Raw genomic sequence first — 24,660 nt, forward strand, 5'->3', positions numbered from 1 at the left:
TCTACATTTCCTTTAATGCGTAAATAAAAAGGAATATTGACAGCATGAACACATTAATTTTAGCTTTGCCCCAATACCAATTGGTCCTATCTATAGCGATGTAAACCTTCGTTTTATCATCAAAAAATAAAGAATATATCCAGCGCGCAATCCATATAAAATATAACTCAAACTTTGCAAAAAAACGATATACTCTTTTGTACCGCGAATCAATGCTGGCTTTACTCCCATCCATAGCCACTGCTATTTCACTTAAATTAACACTTCGTACCATAAATAAGCCTAACAACATTTGTGCGAAACAGTCTATTCGTGACTTGTGCCAATTTAATTGTTCGCTTAAAAATCCCACTCAACTCGCTGATATACTTCATTTATGCTCCTTTTTTGTCGAAGCTGAGTATAAAAAAATGGGTAAATCAGCGATTTTCTTCTCTTAATTCTTCTTTATATACCTTTTTTTCCGGCACAAGGGTTTTAAGTTCAAACAACACAAGATGATCATCCCGACTTAATATTTTAAATGTATTATGATTTTTCAAAACCAATGGTACAATAATTTCAAAAAATAATATGGATAGTTTTACATAATACAACTTACTTCAACAAACGCATGGAAAGCATTACAGCAGCATGCTGATGACCATAAATATAGGACATCAATTGATTTTAATTCGGATGATCGTAAACATTGCTTTGTATCAAAAGCCTGTGGTATCCAAATTGATTATTCATGTCAACACATCACTGAAGAAACTTTATCTTTACTCTTTGACTTAGCCGAAGCAAGCGGCTTACGCACAAAAATCAAAGGTCTGTTTCAAGGAGAAAAAATAAATATAAGCGAAAATAGGCCTGCTTTGCACACAGCGCTTCGAGCACCGGTAGATACACATATTTGTGGATTATCAGGATATTATGCCTGAGATACTAAGAACACGCCAAACCATACAGCTTATCTCAGAACAAATAAGAACGAAACAATGGCTTGGCAGGGCAAGATCATGATTGCCTAGTAATTAATCCAATAATATGATCTTATATCTCCTTTGAAATAAAAGGAACAAACGAGATGACAACGCCATCATTAGTAGACTGTCTATCAGTGATTCGAGCCCCCCGTCAGGAAAGAAAAACTGAGCATGAATTAATTGATATCCTTATATTGTGTGTTTTTGGATTAATTTGTGGTGCGGAAGGTTGGCAAGATATAGAAGAAGTTGGTCATTCGCGCCTAAATTGGCTTCAGGCGCGTGGTTTTTGTAAAAATGGAATCATCCGTTGATGATACGATTGCGCGCATTGTATCAAACCTTTGCCCAGAAGAGTTACAACGTTGTTTTATTGCATGATGGCCGCTGCCGAAGAAGCCTCTGCTGGAAAAATTGTGGCCATTGATGGAGAAACCATACGCCATTCCTATGACAGGAAAAAGTGTAAAGCAGCCATTCATATGGTGAGTGCCTTTGCTGCTGAAAATGGTGTTGTTCTTGGTCAAAAAAAGACAGATGCTAAATCAAACGAAATTACAGCAATCGCGGCTCTGCTGGATTTATTGGATGTAAAGGGCTGTATTGTTACCATTGATGCCATGGCTTATCAGGAAAAAATTGCTGAGAAAATAATCAGTAAAGAAGCCGATTATGTTTTAGCAGTAAAGGACAACCGAAAGCAATTACATGAGGAAATAATCGATTTTTTTCAAACGGCACAGAAATATGATTTTCGAGATGTCAGATATGATTATTTTGAAGAGGCTCACAAAGGTCACGGGCGCGTAGAGCAGATCGGCGACATGCTTAATACAATTAGCAATCCAGAGCGTTGGTCGTCTTTATGCAGCATTGGGATGGTTGAATCAGAGCGATATATTGATGGTAAAGTTACATCTGAGATACGTTATTTCATCAATTCTATAAATCCAAATGCCATGATTTTTGCTAACGCAGTTAGAAAGCACTGGGCTATCGAAAATCAGTTGCATTGGGTACTCGATGTTTCTTTCAGAGAAGATAAATCGAGGATAAGACGAGATAATGAACCTGAAAATTTTGGTGTATTTAGACATGCGGCTATTAATGGCTTACGTAATGAGAAAATATGTAAAAAAGGGATAAAAGCTAAGCAATTTAAAGCAACGTTACAATCAGAGTATGCGCAAAAGGTGCTAAATGGTATTTTTTGATCACTCATGCGTTTGCCCTGAATGGCTTGATTTTACTGGGGAGCCTATAAAGGATATCGTTAATATAGGCATTGGAGGATCCGATTTAGGACCCCGATTTTGCGTAAATGCGTTAATAGATTATATTAGCCCTTGCCAGAGCTTACATTTTATATCAGATGCTGATCCCTCTAATTTTCAACGAACAGATTAATAATCTAAAACCAGAAACCACCTTATTTATTATCCCATCAAAATCGTTTAGTACTGAAGAAACACTTTATAATGAAAAAAAAGCTATCGCTTGGTTAGGAAACAAAAATTGTATTACGCAACATATCATTGCCGTAACAGCTAATCGAAAAAAAGCAATGCAATATGGTATTAAGATTGTTCTTCCTATTTGGGAATGGGTAGGTGGTCGCTATTCCTTGTGCTCTGCGATTAATTTAATTACAGCTATTGGAATTGGTTTTGAAAAGTTTAGTGAGCTTCTTCAAGGAGCACACGCTATGGATAACCATTTTCAATACAGTGATTTTTCTAAAAATTTGCCTATACTTCTTGCGCTTCTCGGTATTTGGAATAATAATTTTTTACATATTAGCAATCTATTTTTTTTGGTTTACTCAAAAAACCTTGAGCTTTTTGTACCACATATCCAACAACTGGATATGGAGAGCAAAGGCAAATCTATTGATACACTTGGACGGGCAGTTAATTACAAAACGGGTTCTATTATTTGGGGTGGATTAGGTTCATAGCTACTATCAATTGCTTTACCAGGGCACACATAAAATTAGATCAAACTTTATTTCAATCAAACAAAATGATGGAGAAATTATTAATAAATTTTGTAAGTTGAAAATGCGACTATTGGCTAAAGGAAGTAAAATAAGCCAAGATAATCACAATAATTTTATCTCTGGTAATATGCCCTTGAACCACCTCGAACTAGATTTTTGTTCGCCTTACTCAATCGGTGCATTGATTGCATTGTACGAACATAAAATTTTTACTCAAAGTGTCATTTGGGGCATTAATCCATGTGATCAACCAGGAGTTGCTAATAAAAAACAGAATATGAATGCAACTCCGATTTAATGGTCCGAAAAAATCGGATATTTAATTATTAAATATCTTATTTGGTCATAAAAGCATAAGCATTTTGATTCTAAAATTTTAATGACATGAATAATAGCCTTAATTTGATACGCTCACTTTTAACTGTTCTATTTTTGATCTCCGAAACAAAGGCCCCAGATGTGTCATTTAACCCTTAATTATTATGGTTTAATAAACCCAATAAATAATTTCCATAACTGTTCTTACTTAATTTAAGAGCAATATTCTCGATCATTTCTTTTGAAATCCAACCATTAAAGTAAGCAATCTCCTCTAAACAAGCGATTTTTAATCCTTGTCTATGTTCAATAGTTTGTACGAACATACCTGCCTCTAATAGACTTTCATGAGTTCCAGTATCTAACCAAGCAAAACCACGGCCGAGTAGCTCTACGTGAAGAGTCTCATTTTCCAAATATGCCTGGTTAATAGAGGTAATTTCCAATTCCCCTCGATGGGAGGGTTTAACTTGTTTGGCAATATCAATAACATGATTGTCATAAAAGTAAAGCCCTGTAACCGCGTAGTTGGATTTAGGTTCAGACGGTTTTTCTTCGATAGATATAGCCTTTAGTTGTTTATTAAAAGCGACAACACCGAATCTTCTTGGGTCCTTTACCTGATATGCAAAAACTGTAGCTCCAGATTCTCGCATGGCAACTTCGCGTAGTTTTGGCGTGAAGCCTTGACCATAAAATATATTATCGCCTAGCACCAAGCATACTCGGTCATTACCTATAAATTGTTCACCGATGATAAAAGCTTGAGCTAATCCATCTGGAGAGGGCTGTATTGCATATTCTAATTCGATACCAAATTGGTGTCCCTTACCTAAAAGTCGTAAATAGGCCCTGTGATCTTCAGGTGTGGTAATAATCAGAATATTACGAATGCCTGCTAACATGAGAACAGATAATGGGTAATAAATCATAGGCTTATCATAAATAGGCAATAATTGTTTGGATACGCCTTTGGTAATCGGATGAAGTCGTGATCCTGAGCCACCGGCTAGAATAATGCCTTTCATAATACTACTTCCTTAAGTTGAATCTTTTGTTTTTTATTAGAAATTGCATGGCACCAAGCGTTGTTATCAAGATACCATTGCACGGTTTTTTTCATGCCAGTTTCAAAGGTTTCTTTGGGTGTCCAACCTAATTCTTGCTGAATTTTTTTTGCATCGATAGCATAGCGTTGATCATGACCTGGTCTGTCGGAAACATGAGTTATTAACTCGTGATAATGAGCTATGCCAGTTGGTTTGGAGGGAATCATATCGTCTAAGAGTGCACAAATGGTATGAACCACTTCAATATTTTTCTTTTCATTGTGCCCTCCGATAACGTAGGTTGAACCCGTTGATCCATTTAGCAGGACATGATAAAGCGCTTGAACATGATCATGAACATATAGCCAATCTCGTATTTGGGTACCAGAACCATAGATTGGTAACGGCTTACCATGAATTGCATTAAGAATAATTAGTGGAATTAATTTTTCAGGATATTGATAGGGTCCATAATTATTGGAGCAATTAGTTATTACTATTGGTAATCCATAGGTTTTATGCCAGGCATTGACGAGATGATCAGCACTGGCCTTACTTGCTGAGTAAGGTGAGCTGGGGGCATAGGGTGTGGTTTCAGTAAAAAACTCTGTGGAATTTTCCAGATCACCAAAAACTTCATCTGTTGAGATATGGTGAAAGCGAAACTTTTCCTTTAAATCGTGTGGTAACAATTGCCAATAGTTTCTCGCTGCCTCAAGTAAGATATAAGTTCCGATAATATTGGTTTCAATAAATCCTGCAGGCCTCGTTATTGAGCGATCAACATGACTCTCAGCTGCTAAATGCATCACTGCATCAGGTTGAAACGATGTAAAAACATAAGCCATACTTTCTTGTGAGCATATGTCCATTTTTTGAAAAACATAACGAGGATTATTAGCAATGCTAGTAAGTGATTCTAAATTGCCAGCATAAGTCAGTTTATCAATATTTATAACGGAATGTGATGTTTGCTCAATAATGTGCCGAATCAATGCTGAACCAATAAAACCTGCACCACCAGTAATCAAAATTTTCATAGATTAACTTATTATTTTCGTTAAATAACTAAATTCAATGCATTCTCAAGCTGAACCACTACTCGCTCTTGTTGACTTTGAGTCAATCCAATCCATAGCGGCAAACGAATTATTCGTTCCGAAAGCGAATTCGTCAAGGACAAATCACCATAAGCTCTACCAAAACGCAAACCGGCTGGTGATGAATGCAAAGGAACATAATGAGATACGGCTTGAATATTATTACGTTTAAGCTCATCCAACACGATTTGCCTTTCTATTTCAGGTGACAAAATAATAAAATACATGTGAGCATTGTGCTCAGAATACTCGGGAAGATAGGGGCGACAAATAAAACCCGTTTCTTCTAGTGGTTGTAATAACTGATGATAGTAATTCCAGATAACAATACGCGCTTGCGTAATTTCTTTAGCTTTTTCAAGTTGTGCTAAAAGAAACGCAGCAATCATCTCGCTAGGTAGAAAAGAAGAGCCAATATCACACCAGGTATATTTATCAACTTCTCCGCGAATAAATCGAGTTCGGTTAGTCCCTTTTTCACGAATGATTTCAGCTCGGGAAATTAGTTCGGAGTTGTTGATCAGTAATGCGCCACCTTCACCTGAGATTATATTTTTTGTTTCATGAAAACTATAAGCACCGAAATCGCCAATACTTCCTAAATCACGATCTTTGTAACGAGCCATTACACCTTGCGCTGCGTCCTCAACCACCTTTAAACCATATTGGCACGCAATCTCAGTAATCTTATCCATATCACAAGCCACTCCAGCATAGTGCACAGGTACTATTGCTCTAGTTCGAGAGGTAATGGCTTCCTCGATCAGATGGGCATCGATATTGAGTGTGTCGCGACAAACATCCACAAACACTGGTACCGCTCCTCGCAAAACAAAGGCATTTGCAGTGGAGACAAAGGTGTAGGATGGCATGATGATTTCATCACCGGGTTGAATATTGAGCAGTAAAGCGGCCATTTCTAAAGCAGCAGTACATGAATGGGTTAATAATACTTTACTGGGATGAATGCGATTTTCAAACCAGGCATGACAACGCTGAGTAAATGAACCATCCCCAGATAAACGTTTATTTGAATGAGCTTCAGCAATATAACGTGATTCATTTCCACTCAGATAAGGATTATTAAATCTAATTAACTCATTATTCATTTTGTTCCCACTAATGGTTTGTTCCTATCTAGTTGTATTTTTAGGGGTGTAGAAGGATGAAATCTAAAATAAGGGCGAATTTTATCATAATGAATGATTGGTTGTAAGCGCCAAACTACCCATAAATTAAATGGGTCTCAGGAGTATTAGGTAGCAGCAATTTAAATTGTTAACAACTCAACTTCTTTTGCTCACTGAATATTAAAATATTTAAACTGAGGTTCAGTTCTGGAAATGCAGAATAGATTGTCTTATAATGTTCTTTTTCTTCAGATTAGTGAAGTGAGAAGTAATTGTAGATAATTAATTATCATTATAATCGACCTGTTTGACACAAAGGACATTAAAATGTTGCAGAAGGATGTTATCAACGTACTACTTAAAAAAATGCGATTTAAGATTGGGGAATCATGGTCAACAATGTTAGATACGCTTTCTAAATATCGTGCCTTTTTGCATGCTTTTACTGTTCTTTCTAGCATTGCACTTGTGTTCTGCTCGTTGTTTTTTTCAAGTGTATTTTCTCCTAATACCTATTTGATTTTTTTATTTCTTGTGCTGGTTTGTATTGGTCTTACAACAGCAGAGTATGATGCTCGAAACCAATTGTCATTACGTCAAGAAAAAGATCTGCTCTTTAAGATTCAACCTAGTAAGTACATACCCGAATTAGATGGTATTCGGGGTTATGCTTGTCTTTCCGTGTTTTTTGCACATTGTTGTATGGGCTTAATAAAACCAAATTTAAAATTTCTGTATAATATTGAACAATTTACAAATGCTTTATTATTAGGAGGGGTAGATTTATTTTTTGTGCTTTCTGGATTTCTAATCGGTGGAATATTGATTGACTCTCGTGGTTCATCGCATTATTTTAAGCGATTCTGGATACGTCGTATTGCTCGTATTTTCCCTGTTTTATACGCGCTACTTGCATCATATTGTATTGCATTAATCGTAAGCGCAAATTTTGATCTACCAATACTGAATAAGTGGTTACTTGCTGATCCCAAGCCACCACTTTGGACCTACGCCACTTTTCTACAAAGCTTTCATATTGCTGCTGGTGGGTATGGTGGTCCACGTTGGGTTGGTATTACATGGTCCCTTGCTATTGAAGAGCAGTTTTATTTTCTTTTTCCTCTAGCGGTTTATTTTTTATCAAAACGATCATTATTATTCATTGTTTTTGCTGGTATTATTATTGCACCTATATTGCGCGATGTTTTTGAGCGTTTATATGGTTATTGGTATGCGCCATATGTTTTGCTGCCATCACGAGTAGATGGTCTAATGTTTGGTGTATTGGTTGCAATTATAATTAGGAATGCATCTGCATTAGAACAAGCGTTTAAATTCCGTCGTTTACTTGATGTTGTAGCTATTGCAATTGTTTATTTAATTGCTACGTCACATCCCATATTGCGACAGATTTGGACTCCTCCTTTAGGAGGAGATTTCCCCCCTCTAAAGCAGACATGTTTAGCTATATTATCGTCTATTCTTATTTTGCGAGTTTTTCTCTACCGAAAAAATACGGCTAATTTTATATGGCGATGGAGATTATTGGCGCTATTTGGATTAATTTCATACCCTCTTTATATGTATCATCAAGCTATTAATGGATTGATTCATGGATATTTCTTTGGTGACGAGCCAGTTATCTCTTCCTATAGCCAATTACTCGCCTCAATTCCAGTTATGGTACTATCCATACTATTAGCTACAATATCTTATATCTGGATGGAAAAGCCCATACGACGCTGGGGGCACCAGATAAGTAACAAATGGGCCCCTAAAAACCAAATGTCGCTTAACCAGGTGCTTGGTTAGATATGGCGCTGTTCACTAACTTTCTAATGGGGGGGCACCTTATTCACAGGGTGACCCACCAGATCTATTCAAACCATTAGGTCCAATAAAATATTACTATTGTACTCACTCTAGCGAAGTCAGAGTTTTAAGCGTAAAATGCCTTCTCGAAACGACTTTTTACGCATCATATTTTAACATGGGCAAAAATAATACGTGAGCATCTGAATTATTATGAGTGAAATAACCGATATAACGAACAGTTGGCGAGAGAAGTATCCCAACACTTTGTTCCTTCTGTATTCTTACTTTTCAACTGTGTGTGCTTTTGCATTAGATTTTCTTCCTCCTTTTGTAAGGAATTTAATATTTAAAACCTGTCTTGGTAAATTTGGGGAAAAAACCTTAATTGACTATAAGGTTTATATGAGATATTTCAAAAACATTGAAATTGGCCATCATGTTGCAATAAATCGTGGTTGTGAGTTTTACACTTCCTACCATTTATCAAAAAAAATTGTTATAGGCAATCATGTGACCATATCGCCTAATGTTACGTTTTATGGTGCTGCCCAGGATTATCATTATAAAACTATGCCTGATATTGCTGGCGACATTATTGTTGAAGATAATTGTTGGATATGTGCCAATTCTACTATTTTACCTGGGGTCACTATTGGAAGTGGAAGTGTCATTGGCGCAGGGAGTGTCGTTACAAAAAACATTCCTCCAAACTCAGTAGCTGTAGGAAATCCCGCGCGAGTAATAAAAGAAAGGGTCTATTATGAACACTAGATGGATAATTTTTTTTTCCGGCATGTATGCAGTACTTAATTCTATTGCAGCGTTAATTGTAAAAAACAAACTGCTAACACATAAAATAAATCAATTTCAGGATTTTATCATATTCTTATTCGATCCCTGGATTGCGGGAGCTTTCGTTCTCATTCTTTTTTCGATGTTTTTTTCCATGAAAGCCTTGTCTCTCTCTGATTTCTCTTTTGTCATTCCCATAACCGTGTCAATTAATTTTATTCTCACTATTCTTATCGGAGTTTTCTTTTTTAAAGATGAGTTCTCTTCTGCAAGCTATCTGGGAGTCATTTTAATTTTTATAGGTATTTCTTTATTAGCAAAATCATATGGAAGATAAAATATATGAAGCTCACTATTCCTCGCGGTATTATCTATCATACGTTATGTCAAGACTTGTGGTCACTTGCATCTTCATTGTTTGTGACGCTTGATAACAAACCAGTTATAAATAACTTTGAACAACAGTTCGCTTCTTATATTGGTTGCCAACATGGTCTGTCCTTTCCTTATGCTCGAATTGCCATTTATTTTACATTGAAGCTAAAGCAATTCTCTCCTGGCTCAGAAATTATCATGCCTCCAATAACGATTAAAGCGATTTTAGATGTTGTTTTGGATTTGGGCTTGAAACCTGTTTTTGTTGATATTGATCCTGATACCTTAGGCTTTGATCTGAATAAACTTCAGAAAAGCATCACCCCGTATACAAAGGCTATTTTAATCACTTATCTTTACGGTATGGTTCCTAATATGGAGTCCATGCTGACCATTTGTAATGATTATCATCTTTTTATCATCGAGGATTTTTCTCAATGTCTGAATGGTGAGTATAAAAATAAGAAAGTGGGTGGTTTTGGTCATGTGGGCATATATAGTGCATCATCTATTAAAACACTCGATACTTATGGTGGCGGGTTACTGGTGACGGATGATACTGCTTTATATGAACAATTGCGTGAGTGTCAATCAACACTGGAAAAACCTTCTCGCAAATTTCTAATTCAAAAGATTTTTACAAGTATTGTTAGAAATTTTGCAACAACACGCATTATTTTCCATACACTCGTTTTTCCTTTATTAAAAACCATCAATTTCTTTAAGCCGGATACATATATAAAAAATACAGGTGAACGCGCTAAAACCCCGTTGCACAGTTTACCCACGGAGTGGTTTACTTCTTATACTTCTTTTCAAGCGCATATTGGACAAAAACTCTTATCTAAGGTTCAAGAGGGGGATAGTCAACGTATCAAGAATGCAGAGATAATTCGCGCTAACAAATCAATACATTTCCCACGAGGAGTAGATGATACTCAAAATGTTTATTGGCAAACAATTGCTTATTTTTCTGAGCCATTAGAAATCCTTAAACTATTGCGAGATAATCATATTGACAGCGCAACAACAAGTCTTGAAAAAATATCAACTTTATCTAATTACCCTATTCAGGGAAATACCCCTAACGCAGATATGATCTATGCATGTGCTTTATTTGTTCCTACCTATCCAGGTTTAAAAGCAAAAGATTTAACTCATATCATGAATACTCTTAACGTTATTCCTGCCCATTTCTCAGCAACCGAAACACTGCAATGGAACAAATAGCGATAATAGGCTCGGGATTAGCTGCTGTTTCAGCAGCTAAAGCCCTTATTAAACGTGGAGTTAAGCCCGTTATTCTGGACTATGGCGATACACTTCCCTCTGATGTGCAAACTATTGTTGAACGAATGTCCAAAATAGAATCTCATCTATGGTCAAATACTGATAAGGAAAAAATCAGTGCTAATACAACAATTGGAAACAAAGAGGATTTACCTAAAAAATTAGCTTTTAGCTCTGATTTTTTCTATGGAAGCATTAATAAACTATTTAATAATGTCGTTCAAAAAAATAATCCGTTACCCCCTTTTAGTTTGGCCTATGGCGGCTTTGCTAATGGTTGGGGAGGTGCTGCATTACCCGCTGATGACTGCGATCTTCAATCATGGCCAATAACCAGCAATGATCTTCAAGCGTATTATGAGGAAACTTTGGTTGACGTGCCTTTTTCAGCAGTCGATGATGGGTTAACACATCATTTTCCTTTACATAGTGCCCATTATAATCCTTTAAAATTAACTCCAGGGAATAAAGCATTACTATCTGCCTTTAAGAAAAAGGCTAATGCATTGGAACAAATGAATGCTGTTGCCGGCCAGGCTCGTTTATTAACTCAAGCGGCTAAGAAAGACACTTCTTCCTGCAAATATTGTGGTTACTGCATGAGTGGGTGTGTATATGACAGTATCTATAAGCCCACCAACGATTTGGAAGATCTTATCCATAAGAACTTGGTCGAATACAGAGCAGGTATTTTTGTTGATTCATTAACAGAAAAAAAGGATTATGTCTCGGTTCATTACACCAATAAGAATAAACAACAGGGTACCCTAAATTTTAAACGAGTGCTTGTTGCCGCGGGAGCGATTGGAAGTACCCGTATCATATTACAGTCAAAAAACAGATATGATACGGAAGTGCCCTTATTAACTACAGGCTCCTTTATTGCACCTTTGTTGAAATTAAAAGGGCACAAATTAGATTGGCCAAATAGTAATACGCAGCCTGGAATCTTTTTAGAGTATAAAGTTCCTGATCTTTCCATGCATTGGGTGCATGTACAATTATCGACTCCCAATGAATTGGTTCTGCAAAAGCTTAATTTGTTGCATCAAAAAAATACGGTTTTTTACAAATTTAAAAAATATGCTGCCGAACACCTTTTCATCGCACAATGTAATATGCACTCCAATCATGGAGTAGGCCATACTTTAAAACTACAAAAAAATAATTTGTTAACTTCTCAATATAAAGATACAGAACATGCTCATCAAGCCGTACGTTTAGCGAGAAAAGGATTATCTCGGATCGCCAGGCGCGTGAGGTGTCATGTATTATCTCCCTTTGTACAATCAGGGGTAGGTTTTAGTTCAAATCATTTAGGTGGTTCTTTACCTATGAAGCACCAGCCTGAAGAAGAAACAGATACCAATGTTTTAGGAAATCCCAAGGGGTGGACACGAATTCATGTTATTGATAGTAGTATTTTTCCAACAATTCCAGGTACTACAATTGGCTTGCTTGCAATGGCTAACGCTAAGCGTATTGTTTCTCACTTAGCAACTGATTAGATGGTCGATTGATTTTCTTTCCCTGAGCTATTGTTCCACTGTTTGGGCAAGAAGTTGCTGACGATCTACTTTCCCATTTGCATTTTTACTGAGTTCCTGTCTCATAAAAATACGACTTGGAATCATGTATTCAGGCAGCAATTTGGCTAAATCAGCCAATAAAATTGGCTCAACTGTTGTTTCCAAACACGCTACAAAACCAATAAGTTTTCCGTGCGTAGTATTAGTTCGTTGATATATTACTGCTGCTTGATTGACGTATGGGAGCTTTACCAATGCCTGTTCAATTTCTTCCAATTCAATCCGGTAGCCCATATGTTTGATTTGATTGTCTTTGCGACCGATAAAATAAAGCATGCCCTCTTTCTCTTGCACCAGATCCCCTGTTCTATACATACGTTTCATAAAACGTGAGGGCTCAGTTAGCATAAAAAAAGAGATAGTGCTGCGCTCTATATCATTAAAATACCCAGCAGCGACATTGGGGCCTATAAGGCAAAGCTCACCCTCTGTGGAATCCTTATTTTCATTATCGATAATGTAATCAAAATTTGGATTAAGTTTTCCTAAGGGAGGCAGACCATCCAGATCATCGAAATCATATGCGCTAAGGTTGTAAGCACTGCAGATACACGTACATTCAGTGGGGCCATATACATTCACTAAAGTTGCTTGTGGGGAAAACAGGGTATACAGCTTTTTTAACTCCGGCTTTGGATAACCTTCTCCACCAAATATAATGTAGCGTAGCGTGGATAGTGTTGCTCTGGTCATTGCCTTCATGGTCATTAAATAGATAAGAAGTGAAGGAACAGAAAACCAAATGGTACATTGGGATTTTTGTAGATGAATAACCAGGTCATAAGGTTTAGTCAGCAACTCGCGGTTTACAGGGCTTAATGAGGCGCCTGAAAATAATCCTACGTAGAAATCAAATACGGAGTTATCAAAATACATAGGACTTAAATTAGCAAAATTATCGTCTTTCGTAATTTGAAAATAGTGCTGTCCCCAAGATATAAAATGCAGAATATTCTGATGCGTTACAGCAACACCTTTAGGGATTCCAGTAGATCCCGAAGTAAACATAACATAAGCAATGCAAGAACCATCCACTTCCTGTAACAAGTGCTGTTGTAAATCCCTGTCATTTTGTGAGACGGCAGGTAAGTCGCTGAGTTTAAGGTATAACGCGAGACATTGATGTTCCTTAGCCAGCTTTTGCATTTCCAAGTCATCGGACAGATTGTCATAGAAGAGTAAGGATGCATTACATATATTCAGAATATGCGTATTTCTAATTAAAGGTGAGGCAACATCAATATTGACATACACAATGCCCAATCTTAATGCCGCTATCATTAATGCATAGGAAAGGGGGCTTTTCGTATTGCCAATGGCAATGACATCACCACGTTTAAGGCCATGAGAAAGAAGCACACTTCCTAAGCTTTCAGCCCATTGGAACAGCTCGGAATAGAGGTAACTTTTTTCAGAATAGCGAAGAGCGGTTTCTGCTGCGTATTCTTCTGTGATTTCAGAAAATGCCTGTCCTAAATTGTAATGATATGTATTCATAATTTCTTATTAATGGTAAAAAATGGGTAAGGATCTGTAATGGGATAAAACCCAATAGACTTACAGAGCATCATTGAGCCAGAGTTATTGGTGAAACAATCCCAAAGAGGTATTAATGATAAATCAAAACAGCGTAGAACAAAATGATTAACTGCCTGTTTACCAAGCCCCAAATTTCTATATTCAGGGAGGGTTAGTACATCTATTTCTACCCGATTGGATGCCTGAGCTGCTGAATAGCATATTGAGGCAGGTTTCCCTTCGTAAAAAATCACCACTGCATTTGAGCGTACAATAAAATCTTCTGCATTTCGCCAAAAGTGCCTTACTACACCAAATGCTTCGGAAATTAAACCGATATTCATTTCATTGACCTGCTCTACCTTTATTTTTTCCTGATGAAGGGAGGGGGATTGTTCTCTGGTGAAATGATTGGTATCGATAGCAAAGCGTTGTCTGTAGGAGCGCCAGGATTCATCTTGAGATAAATTAAGCCATTTAGGAGGTGACGGTGCGTATAAGCGAATTTTATCCGCATGAAAACACATATTTACCAGCAAATAATACGATAAGTTTTTTTCAAAAAGTTCATGACTATCACCAAAGAGCTGAGCAAAACCGAAACTATGTTCCACGTATATTTGTGAAGGAGAGTCCGCGTCATCAACATATACCACTCCATCTTGCTCATTGAGTAATACAGCGGCAATCAATGGGAAAAAAAATGGATGAGTTAGATATATGGGGTAAATGTATTCATATCTGTTTTTATCTAATCGTATCACTTTATATTGTTAACCCCCCATTTACTGGCAATATGGCTCCATTTATAAAATCATTGGCGATCAGTGATGCTACAGCTTGGGCTACATTATGTGAATGACCGAGGCTGCGAAGCGGAGTATTGGATTTAATATGTTTGAGTATGGATTCATCAAGAGCATTATGCGTGGATTCCGTTGCTATAAAACCAGGAGCGACCGCATTGCATCGAATACCTAGTCGTCCTAATTCCTTAGACCATGTGACTGTCATTGCATTTACTCCAGCCTTTGCGGCTGAGTAGGCGGTTTGTCCCTCATTACCACAAGCACTAATGGAGCTAATATTGATGATAACTCCTTTAACACGTTGTCTTACCATTTGTTCTATAACAGCCGAGCTCATAATGAATACGGAATCAAGATTAACGGTGATGGACTGACGAAAGGTGTCATAATCATGCATCATTTTTTCTGGGTTCATTATGTTTAGAAGGGGCTCGCTATAAATAGCTCCAGCATTGTTGACTAAGATATCAATTCGGCCATGGTTATTAATAATATTTTGGATGGTCGCCTTAACTTCAGCAGGGTGTGTCACATCAAGGTAATAAGAGTGGATTGTTTTGGGTAATAATTCCATAGCCTGAACATCACGATCAACAACAATTACGGTTGCTCCTTGTTCCTGCAAATGATGAGCAATGGCCAAACCTAAACCTTTGGCGCCACCCGTTATCAATGCTGTTGCCCCTTTAAACTCCAAGTTCAACTCCTTTACCATTCAACACCTCAATAATATTTTTTACGGAGTTCATTTTAACTATATCCTGAATGTCTAAAAGGATATTAAATTCGCGCTCAAGGGAAACCACTAAGTCCATTTGCTTTAAAGAGTCCCAACTTCCCAGATTTTCTTTCGTGAGATCAATAGCGATTTGATCTCCCCGTACTCCAAATACATCCGCTAAAACCGAAACCAAATGTTTATTCATAATTAAATTCCAAAAAATTTTACATAATCTTGTGCCGAATAGCGAAACTCTTCACCGGAACGGGCGAGATGGACACTGGATGCTTTGGTATTTTTAGTAATCAAGGCACCTGCGCCAATAAGGCAATACTCATCAATAATCACTTCATTAACAATTGTGGCATTAACCCCTATAAATACATTTCGTTTTATTTGGACTTGTCCCGAAATAACCGCACCAGATGCAAGCCAACAATGTTCTGCGACGCTGGAATGATGGGCTACGGTGACATTAGCCCATATGAGAGTATTTGCCCCTATGCGTACATGTGGTTCAATTACTGCAGAAGGGAGAATAATACAACCCTCACCTAATGGGTATTGCGTGTAAACTTTTGCGTCTGGATGAATGTACGACTCAATGTGATAACCCATCTCTTTCAGACGCTGAAACATGGATTCACGGCTTCGATTAATGTCATTATAACCCATCGCCATAATTACGACACAGTCTTGGGGGGAGTGGAACTCTTTAAGACGGGATAGGGGAACACAATCGTAATCAGCGATTTTATTTTGTTCCATGTAGTCATCATCAACGGTCAATCCTACTATTTTATAGCGAGGATCTCTCTGGATATAATGATTCAAAATATCAGCAGTAATAGCATTTCCAGCTAAAATAACGTTTTTCATTCAACATGTCCTAACACGGCCAAACCAAATCCGGTTTTGCCATAATCATTGCCATTATAAAGCATGTACAGTTGATCTTGATGCTCAAAAATATAAGGGTAACAAATCATTTCACTATCCCAGCCGGTAGGCGAAACATCAATTCCGGATAATTTATCTTTTCGATCCCAGTTTAAACCGTTCGAGGAGGAGGCAAAACCTATCCGATAGCTGGCCGTTTCCTTGGTTGCACGATGGGCAAACCACATATAATAAATATCATCCTTAAAATAAACGCTAGGGCGACCAAAGGCATATTCATACTCATCAGCAAAAGGAATACACATTCCAGGATCACATGTCCAATCCACTCCATTGGTAGATTGAGCATGATGAATGCCGTAATGATGGTGCCATCCCTGTTCACGTTTTTCCCACTTCACTCCAGAATTATACCAGGTATGCCAAACATCATCTTTAATATGAAAGGCTGTTGCAGCAGCAAAAAGGGGGTTATTTTTATCTCGGCCGAGAACAGGCCCGGGAAATTCTTTCTCTAATGTCAATTCATCTGGGTTTAAAACGGCTCTACCGGTATCGCAAAGCCATAAACTATCAGGAAGATTTTGCCATCCTACGTAGTATAAATAATGTTGATTATTATTTTTCACCAAGCAAACACTAATCACCCCATCACAATCGAAATAGCCGGCGTCTCCGGGAGCTAATGCCAATTTAGGTGTGCCTATCATGGTCAAATTACCCTGAGAGACTGTAGCGTATGATAAAAAGATATGGGAACGGCGTTTGGCGTCTCGGCAGGTAAATGCCACGATAAACACATCATCTTTATAGTGAATGGCGCAAGGGTGCGATCCATGGGTGTAATGAGGCATATTAGGTTGAAAAACCAAGCCCTTTTTGTTCCACTTAAAGGGCTTGTCCTGATCTAGGTGATACTTGATTTTTTCTGCGACACTCATAGTTTACTCACTATCTTAATTACAACCCGCTTTGAGCAAGCGTTCTAAATATTCTACTCGACTGATACCTTGTTTTTCTGCTGCAGCATAAACTTCATCGCGCAAATCCGGATCTATTCCTTCGAGCGTACCCAGGTAACGAGTTCGGATACTCCCACCGCGTTTACCAATATGAGGAACATCGATATTTACCGATAAAGGCGAATTGGAAACAATAAATCCTATAACGAAAAAACAGTGATTTAATTCCCATGATAATTGAACTGATTGGGCATTCTGAGGCAACAGTGTTAAAGGCGCCTCGTACGCATAAAGAGGATTATTAGTGATCAGCATTTTACCTAAATCGGTTTCTCTGAGCCAAGGTGCAATTCCTTCATCACAAATTAGTACTTGCCCACCTGATTTAACCACCCGATTCATTTCAGAAATACCTTTTTGCACATCAGGAAATAAATTGAGTCCACCAAAATGATAAGCGACATCAAAAAAGTTATCATCAAAGGGCAGATTGGTTGCATCACTTACTGAAAAGAATACATCAACTCCCCAAGTATCTTTAGCGGAAGCGTATTTTTGAACACCGGTCATTAACATCTGTTTGGAAATATCTTGTGCATAGATAGTTCCTTGTCCTTCTAACTGTTGCGCTAGAAAGGGGATATCATTACCACTACCGGCGCCTGTCACAAGAATGGTTTGGCCTTTTGATAAAGTAAGTCGCGCCACAAGACTTTTTCTTAATTCTGCTTCATTGGTTCCAAATGTTTTGAAAACCCACTGAAAAGAATTGTCATGAATGGCAACTGCATCTGCTTGGGAATAATCATTCGCGTTTTCAGATTCACACGCAAAAAGAGGCACGTTCGTTTCTGGAAGATAAGAGTATACATGGCCGTTGGGGCAATGTAATCCATCATCATATGCTGTTAAAGACACCTGGTTGCAATTAGCTTCTGTGCAACAATACTGCATATTATTTCTCATGTACTACCCCTTTTGGCAAACAATCCAAAATACTTGTTCCGTAATTCCATAATAATTATTATCAGCAGAACCAAAAGAAAAATTTTTAAATAAAGAAGAACAATATTTTTCAATATCTGCTGTATTGGCGAACGCCTGAAGACGATACCCATTACGATTATTGTAGGGATCGTTTGCTATTAGATACGTGCCATCGTCTAAGGCTTTTGCTTTATCAAATATGTAGGACGCGCGATTAGCTACAGAGGCAATCAGGTAGCCGTCTGGTTTCAAAACCCTGGAGTATTCCTGTAAATTATCCAGCAAGGTCTGACCTTCATCACAATAATAGCAACAATGGCAGGCTAATATATAATCAAAAGTTTCGGTCTCATATGGGATGCTGCTATTTCTGCCGACACGCAAATCAGGTGTATGTCCTAATTCCAAAAGACGGTTACGTGTTTGATTTACGATACCTTCAGTAATCTCAATTCCACTAACGGACAACTCTAAATCGCATAAAAAAGAAGTATTGCGCCCATCACCAAAACCCACATCAAGAATGGTATCTCCACGTACGGGTTTCTTAAATTCCAATTGGGGGTAACTTGCTAATAGAGTTCTCACAACAAATTCCGTGGGATAAACTTTAGCGCGCGCGCGATTAGCGTAATGCTGCTCGTAACTCGAATTAATATTACTCGTCTGATTTCCCATATATGTTCCTAATAATTGCATAAGGTCTTTGCTTTGTTTCTAAAAATATCTTTGCTAAATACATTCCTATAATACCAATAAAGGAAATAATCATGCCACCCAACATCCACACTGAAACCATGATGGACGTCCATCCTTCTACTGGTTTGGACATAAAGAGTCGACCAATAATTAAATGCGAGGCGAATAAAACGGAAATTAAAAAAACCAAAGTACCGCAAAAGAAGATCATTCTCAATGGGGCTGCGCTAAAGGACGTAACGGCATTCACCAAATGATTAAATTTTTTGAATAATCCATAAGTTGAGGGACTATTGCTGTATTTTTTTATAAGTTGAGGACTTTGTTTAAAACCGGTAATAACCCATAAACACGAAATAACGGTTTCCACTTCTTTATGGCTTAAAAGTGCATTGACATAACGGCGCGTCATTAAACGTGTTGTAGTAATATTGCGCGGATGATTAATATTTAATAGCCAATTTAAGATAGTGTAATATAAAGCACCACTCCAACGTTCAAAACGCTTACCCTTTCTTTCTTTTTGTATCCCATAGATTACATCAGCATCTTCAGTAGCCATTTGTTCCGCAAAGGATAACAGCCACTCTGGCTCTTCTTCTAAATCACTATCAATAAGAAAAACCTGGTCGCCTTTGGATTGTTCCAAGCCAGCTCTCATGGCATGGTGATGACCAAAATTGCGTGATAGATCGACCACAACAACATGAGAGTCTTTCTCAACTAACTCTACTGCAATTTCAAGACTGTTATCAGGAGAACCATCATTCACTAAAACGATTTCATAATCATCACCCGCCAACTGTTGAGCCACAGCGGTCATACGATTATAAAATTCAACCACATAATCTTTAGAATGATATAGGGTTGCAACAATAGATAATTTCATAATGATACGTATCTCATATAATTATAGGTATCCTTACCGCAATTAAATAACAAATCGAGAATGCTAACTCCGTGAACGAAATCACCCCAAAGTTGGGGGTATTCGGGGTAACCTGTATAGTCGAACCAGGATAGTGTAATATTATTTTTTTCAAATACCTCCTCATCAATATAGTCTTTAGCAGAAGGTCCTGAAATATATTCACTAGCTTCTGCTTGAAGACATAAATCAGCCAAGCGCTCTGTTTTCCCTTCAATTAAAATGTAATCAGCGGAGGTACTAATGATGGTTTTAATTCCTAAATAACCACAGACTGCTTTGATAAAGTTTTTATTTAACTCGGATAAGCAGGAAGAGGGATGAGTGTAAAGTGGCTCTAGCCAGTCAGCTATCTCGTTAAAATACTCTGAACGACGATAATTTTGTATCAGGGATTTCCAATGCATCATTGCCCATATGTCACCATCAATCATGGTTTCTTTAATGGCCTGATAATATCGTCCTTTCGCGATTACTGGCACCGTTAGCCATTGAATGCCTTGCGGCGTTTTTATTTGATTTCGGTTACGCCAATCTCTACGTGTATATTGCATGCAATCATACAAAATAAACTCATCAACCGCAGCTATCATGTCAAAATAGCCTTTCCAGGGAATATAATTGGATTGACTGATTGCAATTCTTTTCATGTACAGAATCTATGGCAAATATCTTATAGAGCAGTATACTATCGCTTTTTAACTTGAGAATACACCCCTAATAAAATGAATCTATTAAACCAATTTAAAAATACCAGCATCCATCGTTTGTTTATGTTGTATTTTCTGACCTATATCTTTTTATTGCTCAATTATAATGGTGTGTATTGGGATGATTGGGTTTTTGTTTTTCAAAAGCCGCAAACTTTAAAAGTCATGTATGCGCAAAGCGGTTATCCTTGGATGGCCTATGTACAACTATTTTTACAAAAAATGGGTAATAGCATTTATATTTATCGAATATTAACGTTTGTTACTTATTTTCTTTCCGGTATATTTTTACTGTATATTTTACAAAAAACTAAATTATTTAATAAATCAACGGCATTACTTTTGACCTTATTATTTCTGCTGGCTCCCTTGGATGATGCGCGAGCTGCATTGGTAAGCACTGCGTCAATTGTTACGTTTTTTCTCTTTTTTGCTGCATTTTTTCTCTTATCTCTATACCTGGATAACAAGAAAAAACATTATTATCGCGCCCTGAGTTTAGCCCTGTTTCTTATCTCTTTTTCCCTAGAGTCACTGCTTGTTTTTTATGCTACTGTATTATTTTATATTCTTTGGAATATTTATCAAAAAAATATAGGCTCGACTAGAGGCTTTCAAACGCAGCAATTGTCTATGATAAAAAGGATTACGCTGCTTATTAAACCCTTTTTTATTCAATATCCTGATTTTATTTGTTTACCGATATTATTTTTTATCTTAAAACATTCTTTTTTACAGCCTTACGGTTTATATGCAAATTATAACTCAATTGGTTTTAATTTTTTCCAAATCTTGGATTTAATTCTTAAAAGCTTTTTGACCTCCTTTTATGTGCCTATAGTTCATGCTCTAACCACAGCAGTTCGTCTACCTATACTTACGATAGCTGTGTTTTATTTAGTGATGCACATTTTGAAAAAAATGGGTGTCTCATCAATGCTAGAAAAATCAAACGAACGTTCTTGGCGAGAAATCAAAACAGTCCTCATTATGGGTTTAGTATTGTTTTTTTTAGCCGTGTTTCCTTATTGCGTTGTTGGAAAGTTGCCCCAAAACCTTTCTTGGGATTCTCGAAGCCAAATTCTTATCCCTCTTGGTATGTCCTTTCTTATCTATTACTTGGTAATGATGAGTGCAAAAATTAATAAAAGAATCCCTGTGCTTGCCGTACCGTTGCTCATCTCATCGTTTATTGTTCAAGCTCTTCATACTTATTATCTTTATGATTTGGATTGGTTCTACCAACAGTCATTATCAGAACAATTTAAACAATCCAAAATAATTCGAGAAAACTCTACCTTTATTGTTCAAGATAATCTTGAAATGGACATTTGGGTCAATAAAAGAGGATTGTCATTTTATGAAGTAAATGGATTACTGAAACAAGCCCTAAAAGATGATTCACGACTAGTAGTTCATGATATCCATTCAATTAATGATTTTGCGCAATATAAAGAATATCCTCAATATAATTTTTCTAAATGGATAAATAAGCCGCCAGTATATCTAGCCTTTTCGAAAAATGAAAATTACACGTTTTCGTGGAATAAAAAATTCTTACTTTTTTTCTATAGTATTTTTGATCGCAAAGCGTTTGAAAAAAATGTTGCTTATTTAACTGAAATTACTTCAACTCCCGGAAGAGACGGATTTTAAACATAATGTATGTATGCGTTTCACAATTATGTAAAGCCCTATAAAGCAGTTGGTATCTCAATGTGCTAGCAACTAGGTCATTATCTGGTTTTTTTCAAGTCTTTCACCCATCCAATTAGATGAGTTAGTTACACCCCACATAAATTAATTCAATCTAACCGCTCCTTAATTATCTGGAGCTGTCATGTCGCAACGAAACAAATATTGGGATGGTGTTATTGAGCCGATATTCCGTAGCAAATTCTCAATAATTTTGAATTAATCCTACATTGGTGCGAAATATAGGATTGAGCAATATAAAACGAGTGGTTCGTCACAGCCCTCTTTTGGCAATTTCCCACCGGGTAATAATAAGTCCATAAAGTGTATCCAGATTTTCTTCATCGGCGGTGACTGTAATATCGCTATCCAATGCTCTTTCAAGTGAATAAATGGAACACTTGTCCCTTAGTAGTAAATGAGCCATCAGAGTTTTTTACCCAATCATCATGGGTTTTATGGAATTCATCCTTAATGCGCTCAATTAAAATATGTAACAAATTATCTAGAGTAATGAATCCAAGCAAGCTGTCTTTACTTTTGTAAACAAGGGCAAAATGGGGCATTCCTTCCTGGAATTTACGCAAAAGATCCATTGCAGGTAATTTATGAGAAATTTTTAACACGGGACGAATATAAGGAGCTAAACTGCCAATTTCTTTTTTTAATAATAAATCTGCAAACAGATCTTTTATATGGATGACACCAATCACTTTTTTTATATTTGAGTCGTATACTGGATAGCGGCTGTAACCATAGATGAGGCAATGGGGAATATACTAAAAAATATGTCTATGGATTAGTGGGAAATGCAATATACCTTTTTTGTCCGACACAAAGTAATTTTTTCTTTAAAATTTATTTGTTAATCAATCCTTAAGCTTAAGTGTTTTACACTGATAAAAAGCCTGGAGGAGACTATCATGTCAAACAAAAAACTAACTGAGCGTTTGAACAGTGAGCTTGATGAACTTGGTGTACCTACTTTAATGACCGATCGCGTCCAAGTGTGTTCTAAACTTTTTAGATTACCCAAATTTAAAATTGAAGCTTTACTTCATGGTGTTATTGCTTTTGACTCCAGCTCGATGCAAAAAATTGCTGATGAGCTGGATGTATGTAAGGAGTGGCTTTTGGGCAATTCAGGAAAAACAAAACACTAGAATATTGGGTGAAAGTCCGTACGACCTTCACCCAGTCTCACTTCTGCTCACTAGGCTAATACCAGCCCAGTGATATAAAGGACTCATAAACTACAGCAGCCTGGTTAGCCACTTTCTGACACATTATAAAACTTCAGCCCGGTTTATCACTCTAAACGTGATTGTAAAGAGGTATCTCCTGAAGAAAGGTAATGCCTTATACCCTGTTCATTTTCTAAAATTAACATCCCTGCCTGATTAATACCTCGGGCAATTCCTGAAATAGCTCCTGATGATTGTGTAACGGTAATGTGTTTACCTTGCAGATAGTCAAATTTACTCCACTCGTCAATAAAAGCATCAAGCCCTTTGTTTATGAATTTAATTAAATAGCGCTCAAGGTTGCCAATAAGGTTCGCAATTAATATATTACGATTAAATTTCTGGTTTAATAGTTCATATAAGGAACACCAGGGTTTATCCGATAGTGGGTAGTTTTTAGTATCGGTATTAACATTTAACCCTATGCCAATGATTACCTGCGCATTACTATTTGATTCTGCAAGAATCTCAATCAGGATGCCACATAATTTTTTATCTCCCCATAAAATATCATTTGGCCATTTTATCTTGATGTCCGGTAATGAGCTGAGCTGGTGGATGGATGCCAGTATGGCCAAACTGGTTATGAGGCTTAAACCTGATAGCCTGCTGAGATCACAATTTAAACTCCAACGACTGGAGCAATAAATATTTTCTCCAAATGGAGAGTGCCAAACTCTGCCAAATCGTCCTCTCCCCTGAGTTTGTATTTCAGCGCAACACACATCAAGGTTCGAACTAATGGGTAAATCTTTTAAATAACGATTTGTTGAATCTATAGAGGTAAATAAATGAAGGTTAAAAAGTGACGAAAGATGGTTAGCATTCAAATGGCTGGAGATTTCCTCAACATTTAATAAGACGAGTTTGTTTGGCAATTGGTAACCTTGGTGTGGCAATCGTGTAATTGGCACTCCTAAATCAATCAATTGATTTATTTGTTTCCAAATTGCAGAGCGAGTAATTCCTAATACGTCCCCTAATTCATTACCGCTATGACAGTAACCGTCCCCAAGGATTTGAAGCAGGATAAGTTGAGAGTGTGTAAATTGGATCATA

At 37.1% G+C, this 24,660-nt stretch carries 29 protein-coding genes and 1 pseudogene; 13 read left to right on the forward strand and 17 right to left on the reverse strand.

The features are described 5' to 3' along the window. Window position 1 precedes the first annotated feature (1 nt). Complete coding sequence (locus HRS36_RS18640) at window positions 2–352, reverse strand: hypothetical protein (protein WP_226905595.1); 351 nt, start codon at window positions 350–352, stop codon at window positions 2–4. A gap of 391 nt (window positions 353–743) precedes the next feature. On the opposite strand from HRS36_RS18640, the gene HRS36_RS18645 reads away from it, so the two are divergent. The 6 genes from HRS36_RS18645 (at window position 744) to HRS36_RS18850 (ending at window position 3,268) form a co-directional block, all read left to right on the forward strand. After that, the gene (locus tag HRS36_RS18645) at window positions 744–926 is read left to right on the forward strand and encodes a hypothetical protein (protein ID WP_267313961.1); all 183 of its coding nucleotides are present in this window, start codon (window positions 744–746) and stop codon (window positions 924–926) included. 146 nt (window positions 927–1,072) lie between these two features. Next, window positions 1,073–1,285 carry a transposase family protein gene (locus tag HRS36_RS06625; RefSeq protein ID WP_173236680.1) on the forward strand — a complete coding sequence of 71 codons (213 nt, stop codon included), beginning with the start codon at window positions 1,073–1,075 and terminating at the stop codon, window positions 1,283–1,285. Between the two features lie 63 nt (window positions 1,286–1,348). Then, window positions 1,349–2,185 carry an ISAs1 family transposase gene (locus tag HRS36_RS06630; RefSeq protein WP_173236681.1) on the forward strand — a complete coding sequence of 279 codons (837 nt, stop codon included), beginning with the start codon at window positions 1,349–1,351 and terminating at the stop codon, window positions 2,183–2,185. Further along, window positions 2,172–2,378: a hypothetical protein gene (locus HRS36_RS18840; protein WP_267313938.1), complete on the forward strand. Its 207-nt coding sequence runs from the start codon at window positions 2,172–2,174 to the stop codon at window positions 2,376–2,378. The genes HRS36_RS06630 and HRS36_RS18840 overlap by 14 nt, the downstream gene beginning before the upstream one ends. Next, on the forward strand, window positions 2,344–2,928 hold the full coding sequence (locus HRS36_RS18845) for a glucose-6-phosphate isomerase (RefSeq protein WP_267313939.1): 585 nt from the start codon (window positions 2,344–2,346) through the stop codon (window positions 2,926–2,928). Before HRS36_RS18840 ends, HRS36_RS18845 begins: the two co-directional genes overlap by 35 nt. Before the next feature lie 10 nt (window positions 2,929–2,938). After that, on the forward strand, window positions 2,939–3,268 hold the full coding sequence (locus HRS36_RS18850; protein ID WP_267313940.1) for a glucose-6-phosphate isomerase: 330 nt from the start codon (window positions 2,939–2,941) through the stop codon (window positions 3,266–3,268). A gap of 175 nt (window positions 3,269–3,443) precedes the next feature. Here the strand turns inward: HRS36_RS18850 and rfbA are convergent, their stop codons facing one another. The 3 genes from rfbA to rffA are packed head-to-tail and all read right to left on the reverse strand — an operon-like array spanning window position 3,444 to window position 6,546. Continuing rightward, on the reverse strand, window positions 3,444–4,316 hold the full coding sequence (rfbA, locus tag HRS36_RS06640) for a glucose-1-phosphate thymidylyltransferase RfbA (protein ID WP_173236682.1): 873 nt from the start codon (window positions 4,314–4,316) through the stop codon (window positions 3,444–3,446). After that, window positions 4,313–5,377, reverse strand: a complete 1,065-nt coding sequence (gene rfbB, locus HRS36_RS06645) for a dTDP-glucose 4,6-dehydratase (RefSeq protein WP_173236683.1) — start codon at window positions 5,375–5,377, stop codon at window positions 4,313–4,315. Before rfbB ends, rfbA begins: the two co-directional genes overlap by 4 nt. Window positions 5,378–5,397: 20 nt before the next feature. Continuing rightward, complete coding sequence (gene rffA / locus HRS36_RS06650) at window positions 5,398–6,546, reverse strand: dTDP-4-amino-4,6-dideoxygalactose transaminase (RefSeq protein ID WP_173236684.1); 1,149 nt, start codon at window positions 6,544–6,546, stop codon at window positions 5,398–5,400. A 348-nt stretch (window positions 6,547–6,894) separates the two neighbouring features. Between rffA and HRS36_RS06655 the strand changes: the two genes are divergently transcribed. The 5 genes from HRS36_RS06655 (at window position 6,895) to HRS36_RS06675 (ending at window position 12,347) form a co-directional block, all read left to right on the forward strand. Then, entirely contained in the window at window positions 6,895–8,379 is a 1,485-nt protein-coding gene (locus tag HRS36_RS06655; RefSeq protein WP_173236685.1) for an acyltransferase family protein, read from the forward strand. Window positions 8,380–8,592: 213 nt separating this feature from the next. Further along, window positions 8,593–9,153, forward strand: a complete 561-nt coding sequence (locus HRS36_RS06660; RefSeq protein ID WP_197933215.1) for an acyltransferase — start codon at window positions 8,593–8,595, stop codon at window positions 9,151–9,153. Further along, a complete protein-coding gene (locus HRS36_RS06665; protein WP_173236686.1) occupies window positions 9,143–9,511 on the forward strand; it encodes a DMT family transporter in 369 nt (122 codons plus the stop codon). Before HRS36_RS06660 ends, HRS36_RS06665 begins: the two co-directional genes overlap by 11 nt. Before the next feature lie 5 nt (window positions 9,512–9,516). Beyond that, window positions 9,517–10,779 (forward strand): DegT/DnrJ/EryC1/StrS family aminotransferase, encoded by a 1,263-nt coding sequence (locus tag HRS36_RS06670; protein WP_173236687.1) that lies wholly within the window; start codon window positions 9,517–9,519, stop codon window positions 10,777–10,779. Further along, window positions 10,767–12,347: a GMC oxidoreductase gene (locus HRS36_RS06675; protein WP_173236688.1), complete on the forward strand. Its 1,581-nt coding sequence runs from the start codon at window positions 10,767–10,769 to the stop codon at window positions 12,345–12,347. The genes HRS36_RS06670 and HRS36_RS06675 overlap by 13 nt, the downstream gene beginning before the upstream one ends. 27 nt (window positions 12,348–12,374) lie before the next feature. Here the strand turns inward: HRS36_RS06675 and HRS36_RS06680 are convergent, their stop codons facing one another. From HRS36_RS06680 to HRS36_RS06725, 10 genes are all read right to left on the reverse strand, one after another. Beyond that, window positions 12,375–13,925, reverse strand: a complete 1,551-nt coding sequence (locus HRS36_RS06680) for an AMP-binding protein (protein WP_173236689.1) — start codon at window positions 13,923–13,925, stop codon at window positions 12,375–12,377. Then, a complete protein-coding gene (locus tag HRS36_RS06685) occupies window positions 13,922–14,710 on the reverse strand; it encodes a GNAT family N-acetyltransferase (RefSeq protein WP_173236690.1) in 789 nt (262 codons plus the stop codon). Before HRS36_RS06685 ends, HRS36_RS06680 begins: the two co-directional genes overlap by 4 nt. Window position 14,711: 1 nt before the next feature. Next, window positions 14,712–15,452 (reverse strand): SDR family NAD(P)-dependent oxidoreductase, encoded by a 741-nt coding sequence (locus HRS36_RS06690; protein ID WP_173236691.1) that lies wholly within the window; start codon window positions 15,450–15,452, stop codon window positions 14,712–14,714. After that, on the reverse strand, window positions 15,442–15,681 hold the full coding sequence (locus tag HRS36_RS06695) for an acyl carrier protein (RefSeq protein ID WP_173236692.1): 240 nt from the start codon (window positions 15,679–15,681) through the stop codon (window positions 15,442–15,444). Before HRS36_RS06695 ends, HRS36_RS06690 begins: the two co-directional genes overlap by 11 nt. Window positions 15,682–15,683: 2 nt before the next feature. Then, entirely contained in the window at window positions 15,684–16,355 is a 672-nt protein-coding gene (locus HRS36_RS06700) for an acetyltransferase (protein WP_173236693.1), read from the reverse strand. Then, the gene (locus tag HRS36_RS06705; RefSeq protein WP_173236694.1) at window positions 16,352–17,317 is read right to left on the reverse strand and encodes a glycoside hydrolase family protein; all 966 of its coding nucleotides are present in this window, start codon (window positions 17,315–17,317) and stop codon (window positions 16,352–16,354) included. The genes HRS36_RS06700 and HRS36_RS06705 overlap by 4 nt, the downstream gene beginning before the upstream one ends. A 15-nt stretch (window positions 17,318–17,332) precedes the next feature. Next, window positions 17,333–18,304 carry a class I SAM-dependent methyltransferase gene (locus tag HRS36_RS06710; RefSeq protein ID WP_173236695.1) on the reverse strand — a complete coding sequence of 324 codons (972 nt, stop codon included), beginning with the start codon at window positions 18,302–18,304 and terminating at the stop codon, window positions 17,333–17,335. A 3-nt stretch (window positions 18,305–18,307) separates the two neighbouring features. Then, a complete protein-coding gene (locus HRS36_RS06715; RefSeq protein WP_173236696.1) occupies window positions 18,308–18,913 on the reverse strand; it encodes a class I SAM-dependent methyltransferase in 606 nt (201 codons plus the stop codon). A 70-nt stretch (window positions 18,914–18,983) separates the two neighbouring features. Continuing rightward, the gene (locus HRS36_RS06720; protein WP_173236697.1) at window positions 18,984–19,913 is read right to left on the reverse strand and encodes a glycosyltransferase family 2 protein; all 930 of its coding nucleotides are present in this window, start codon (window positions 19,911–19,913) and stop codon (window positions 18,984–18,986) included. Continuing rightward, complete coding sequence (locus HRS36_RS06725) at window positions 19,910–20,602, reverse strand: WbqC family protein (RefSeq protein WP_173236698.1); 693 nt, start codon at window positions 20,600–20,602, stop codon at window positions 19,910–19,912. Before HRS36_RS06725 ends, HRS36_RS06720 begins: the two co-directional genes overlap by 4 nt. 171 nt (window positions 20,603–20,773) lie before the next feature. On the opposite strand from HRS36_RS06725, the gene HRS36_RS06730 reads away from it, so the two are divergent. Then, window positions 20,774–22,318, forward strand: a complete 1,545-nt coding sequence (locus HRS36_RS06730; RefSeq protein ID WP_173236699.1) for a hypothetical protein — start codon at window positions 20,774–20,776, stop codon at window positions 22,316–22,318. A gap of 419 nt (window positions 22,319–22,737) precedes the next feature. Here the strand turns inward: HRS36_RS06730 and HRS36_RS18650 are convergent, their stop codons facing one another. Further along, entirely contained in the window at window positions 22,738–23,070 is a 333-nt protein-coding gene (locus HRS36_RS18650) for a CBS domain-containing protein (protein ID WP_226905597.1), read from the reverse strand. A gap of 3 nt (window positions 23,071–23,073) precedes the next feature. Next, window positions 23,074–23,133: pseudogene (locus tag HRS36_RS18950) on the reverse strand (hypothetical protein); the annotation flags it as partial. Window positions 23,134–23,280: 147 nt separating this feature from the next. On the opposite strand from HRS36_RS18950, the gene HRS36_RS06740 reads away from it, so the two are divergent. Next, a complete protein-coding gene (locus tag HRS36_RS06740; protein ID WP_173236700.1) occupies window positions 23,281–23,520 on the forward strand; it encodes a hypothetical protein in 240 nt (79 codons plus the stop codon). Between the two features lie 146 nt (window positions 23,521–23,666). On the opposite strand, the gene HRS36_RS06745 is transcribed toward HRS36_RS06740, so the two are convergent. Beyond that, a complete protein-coding gene (locus HRS36_RS06745; RefSeq protein ID WP_173236701.1) occupies window positions 23,667–24,659 on the reverse strand; it encodes a biotin--[acetyl-CoA-carboxylase] ligase in 993 nt (330 codons plus the stop codon). Window position 24,660: the final 1 nt, after the last annotated feature.

It is taken from the genome of Legionella antarctica, from assembly GCF_011764505.1.
In the GTDB taxonomy this organism is placed as follows: Bacteria; Pseudomonadota; Gammaproteobacteria; order Legionellales; family Legionellaceae; genus Legionella; species Legionella antarctica.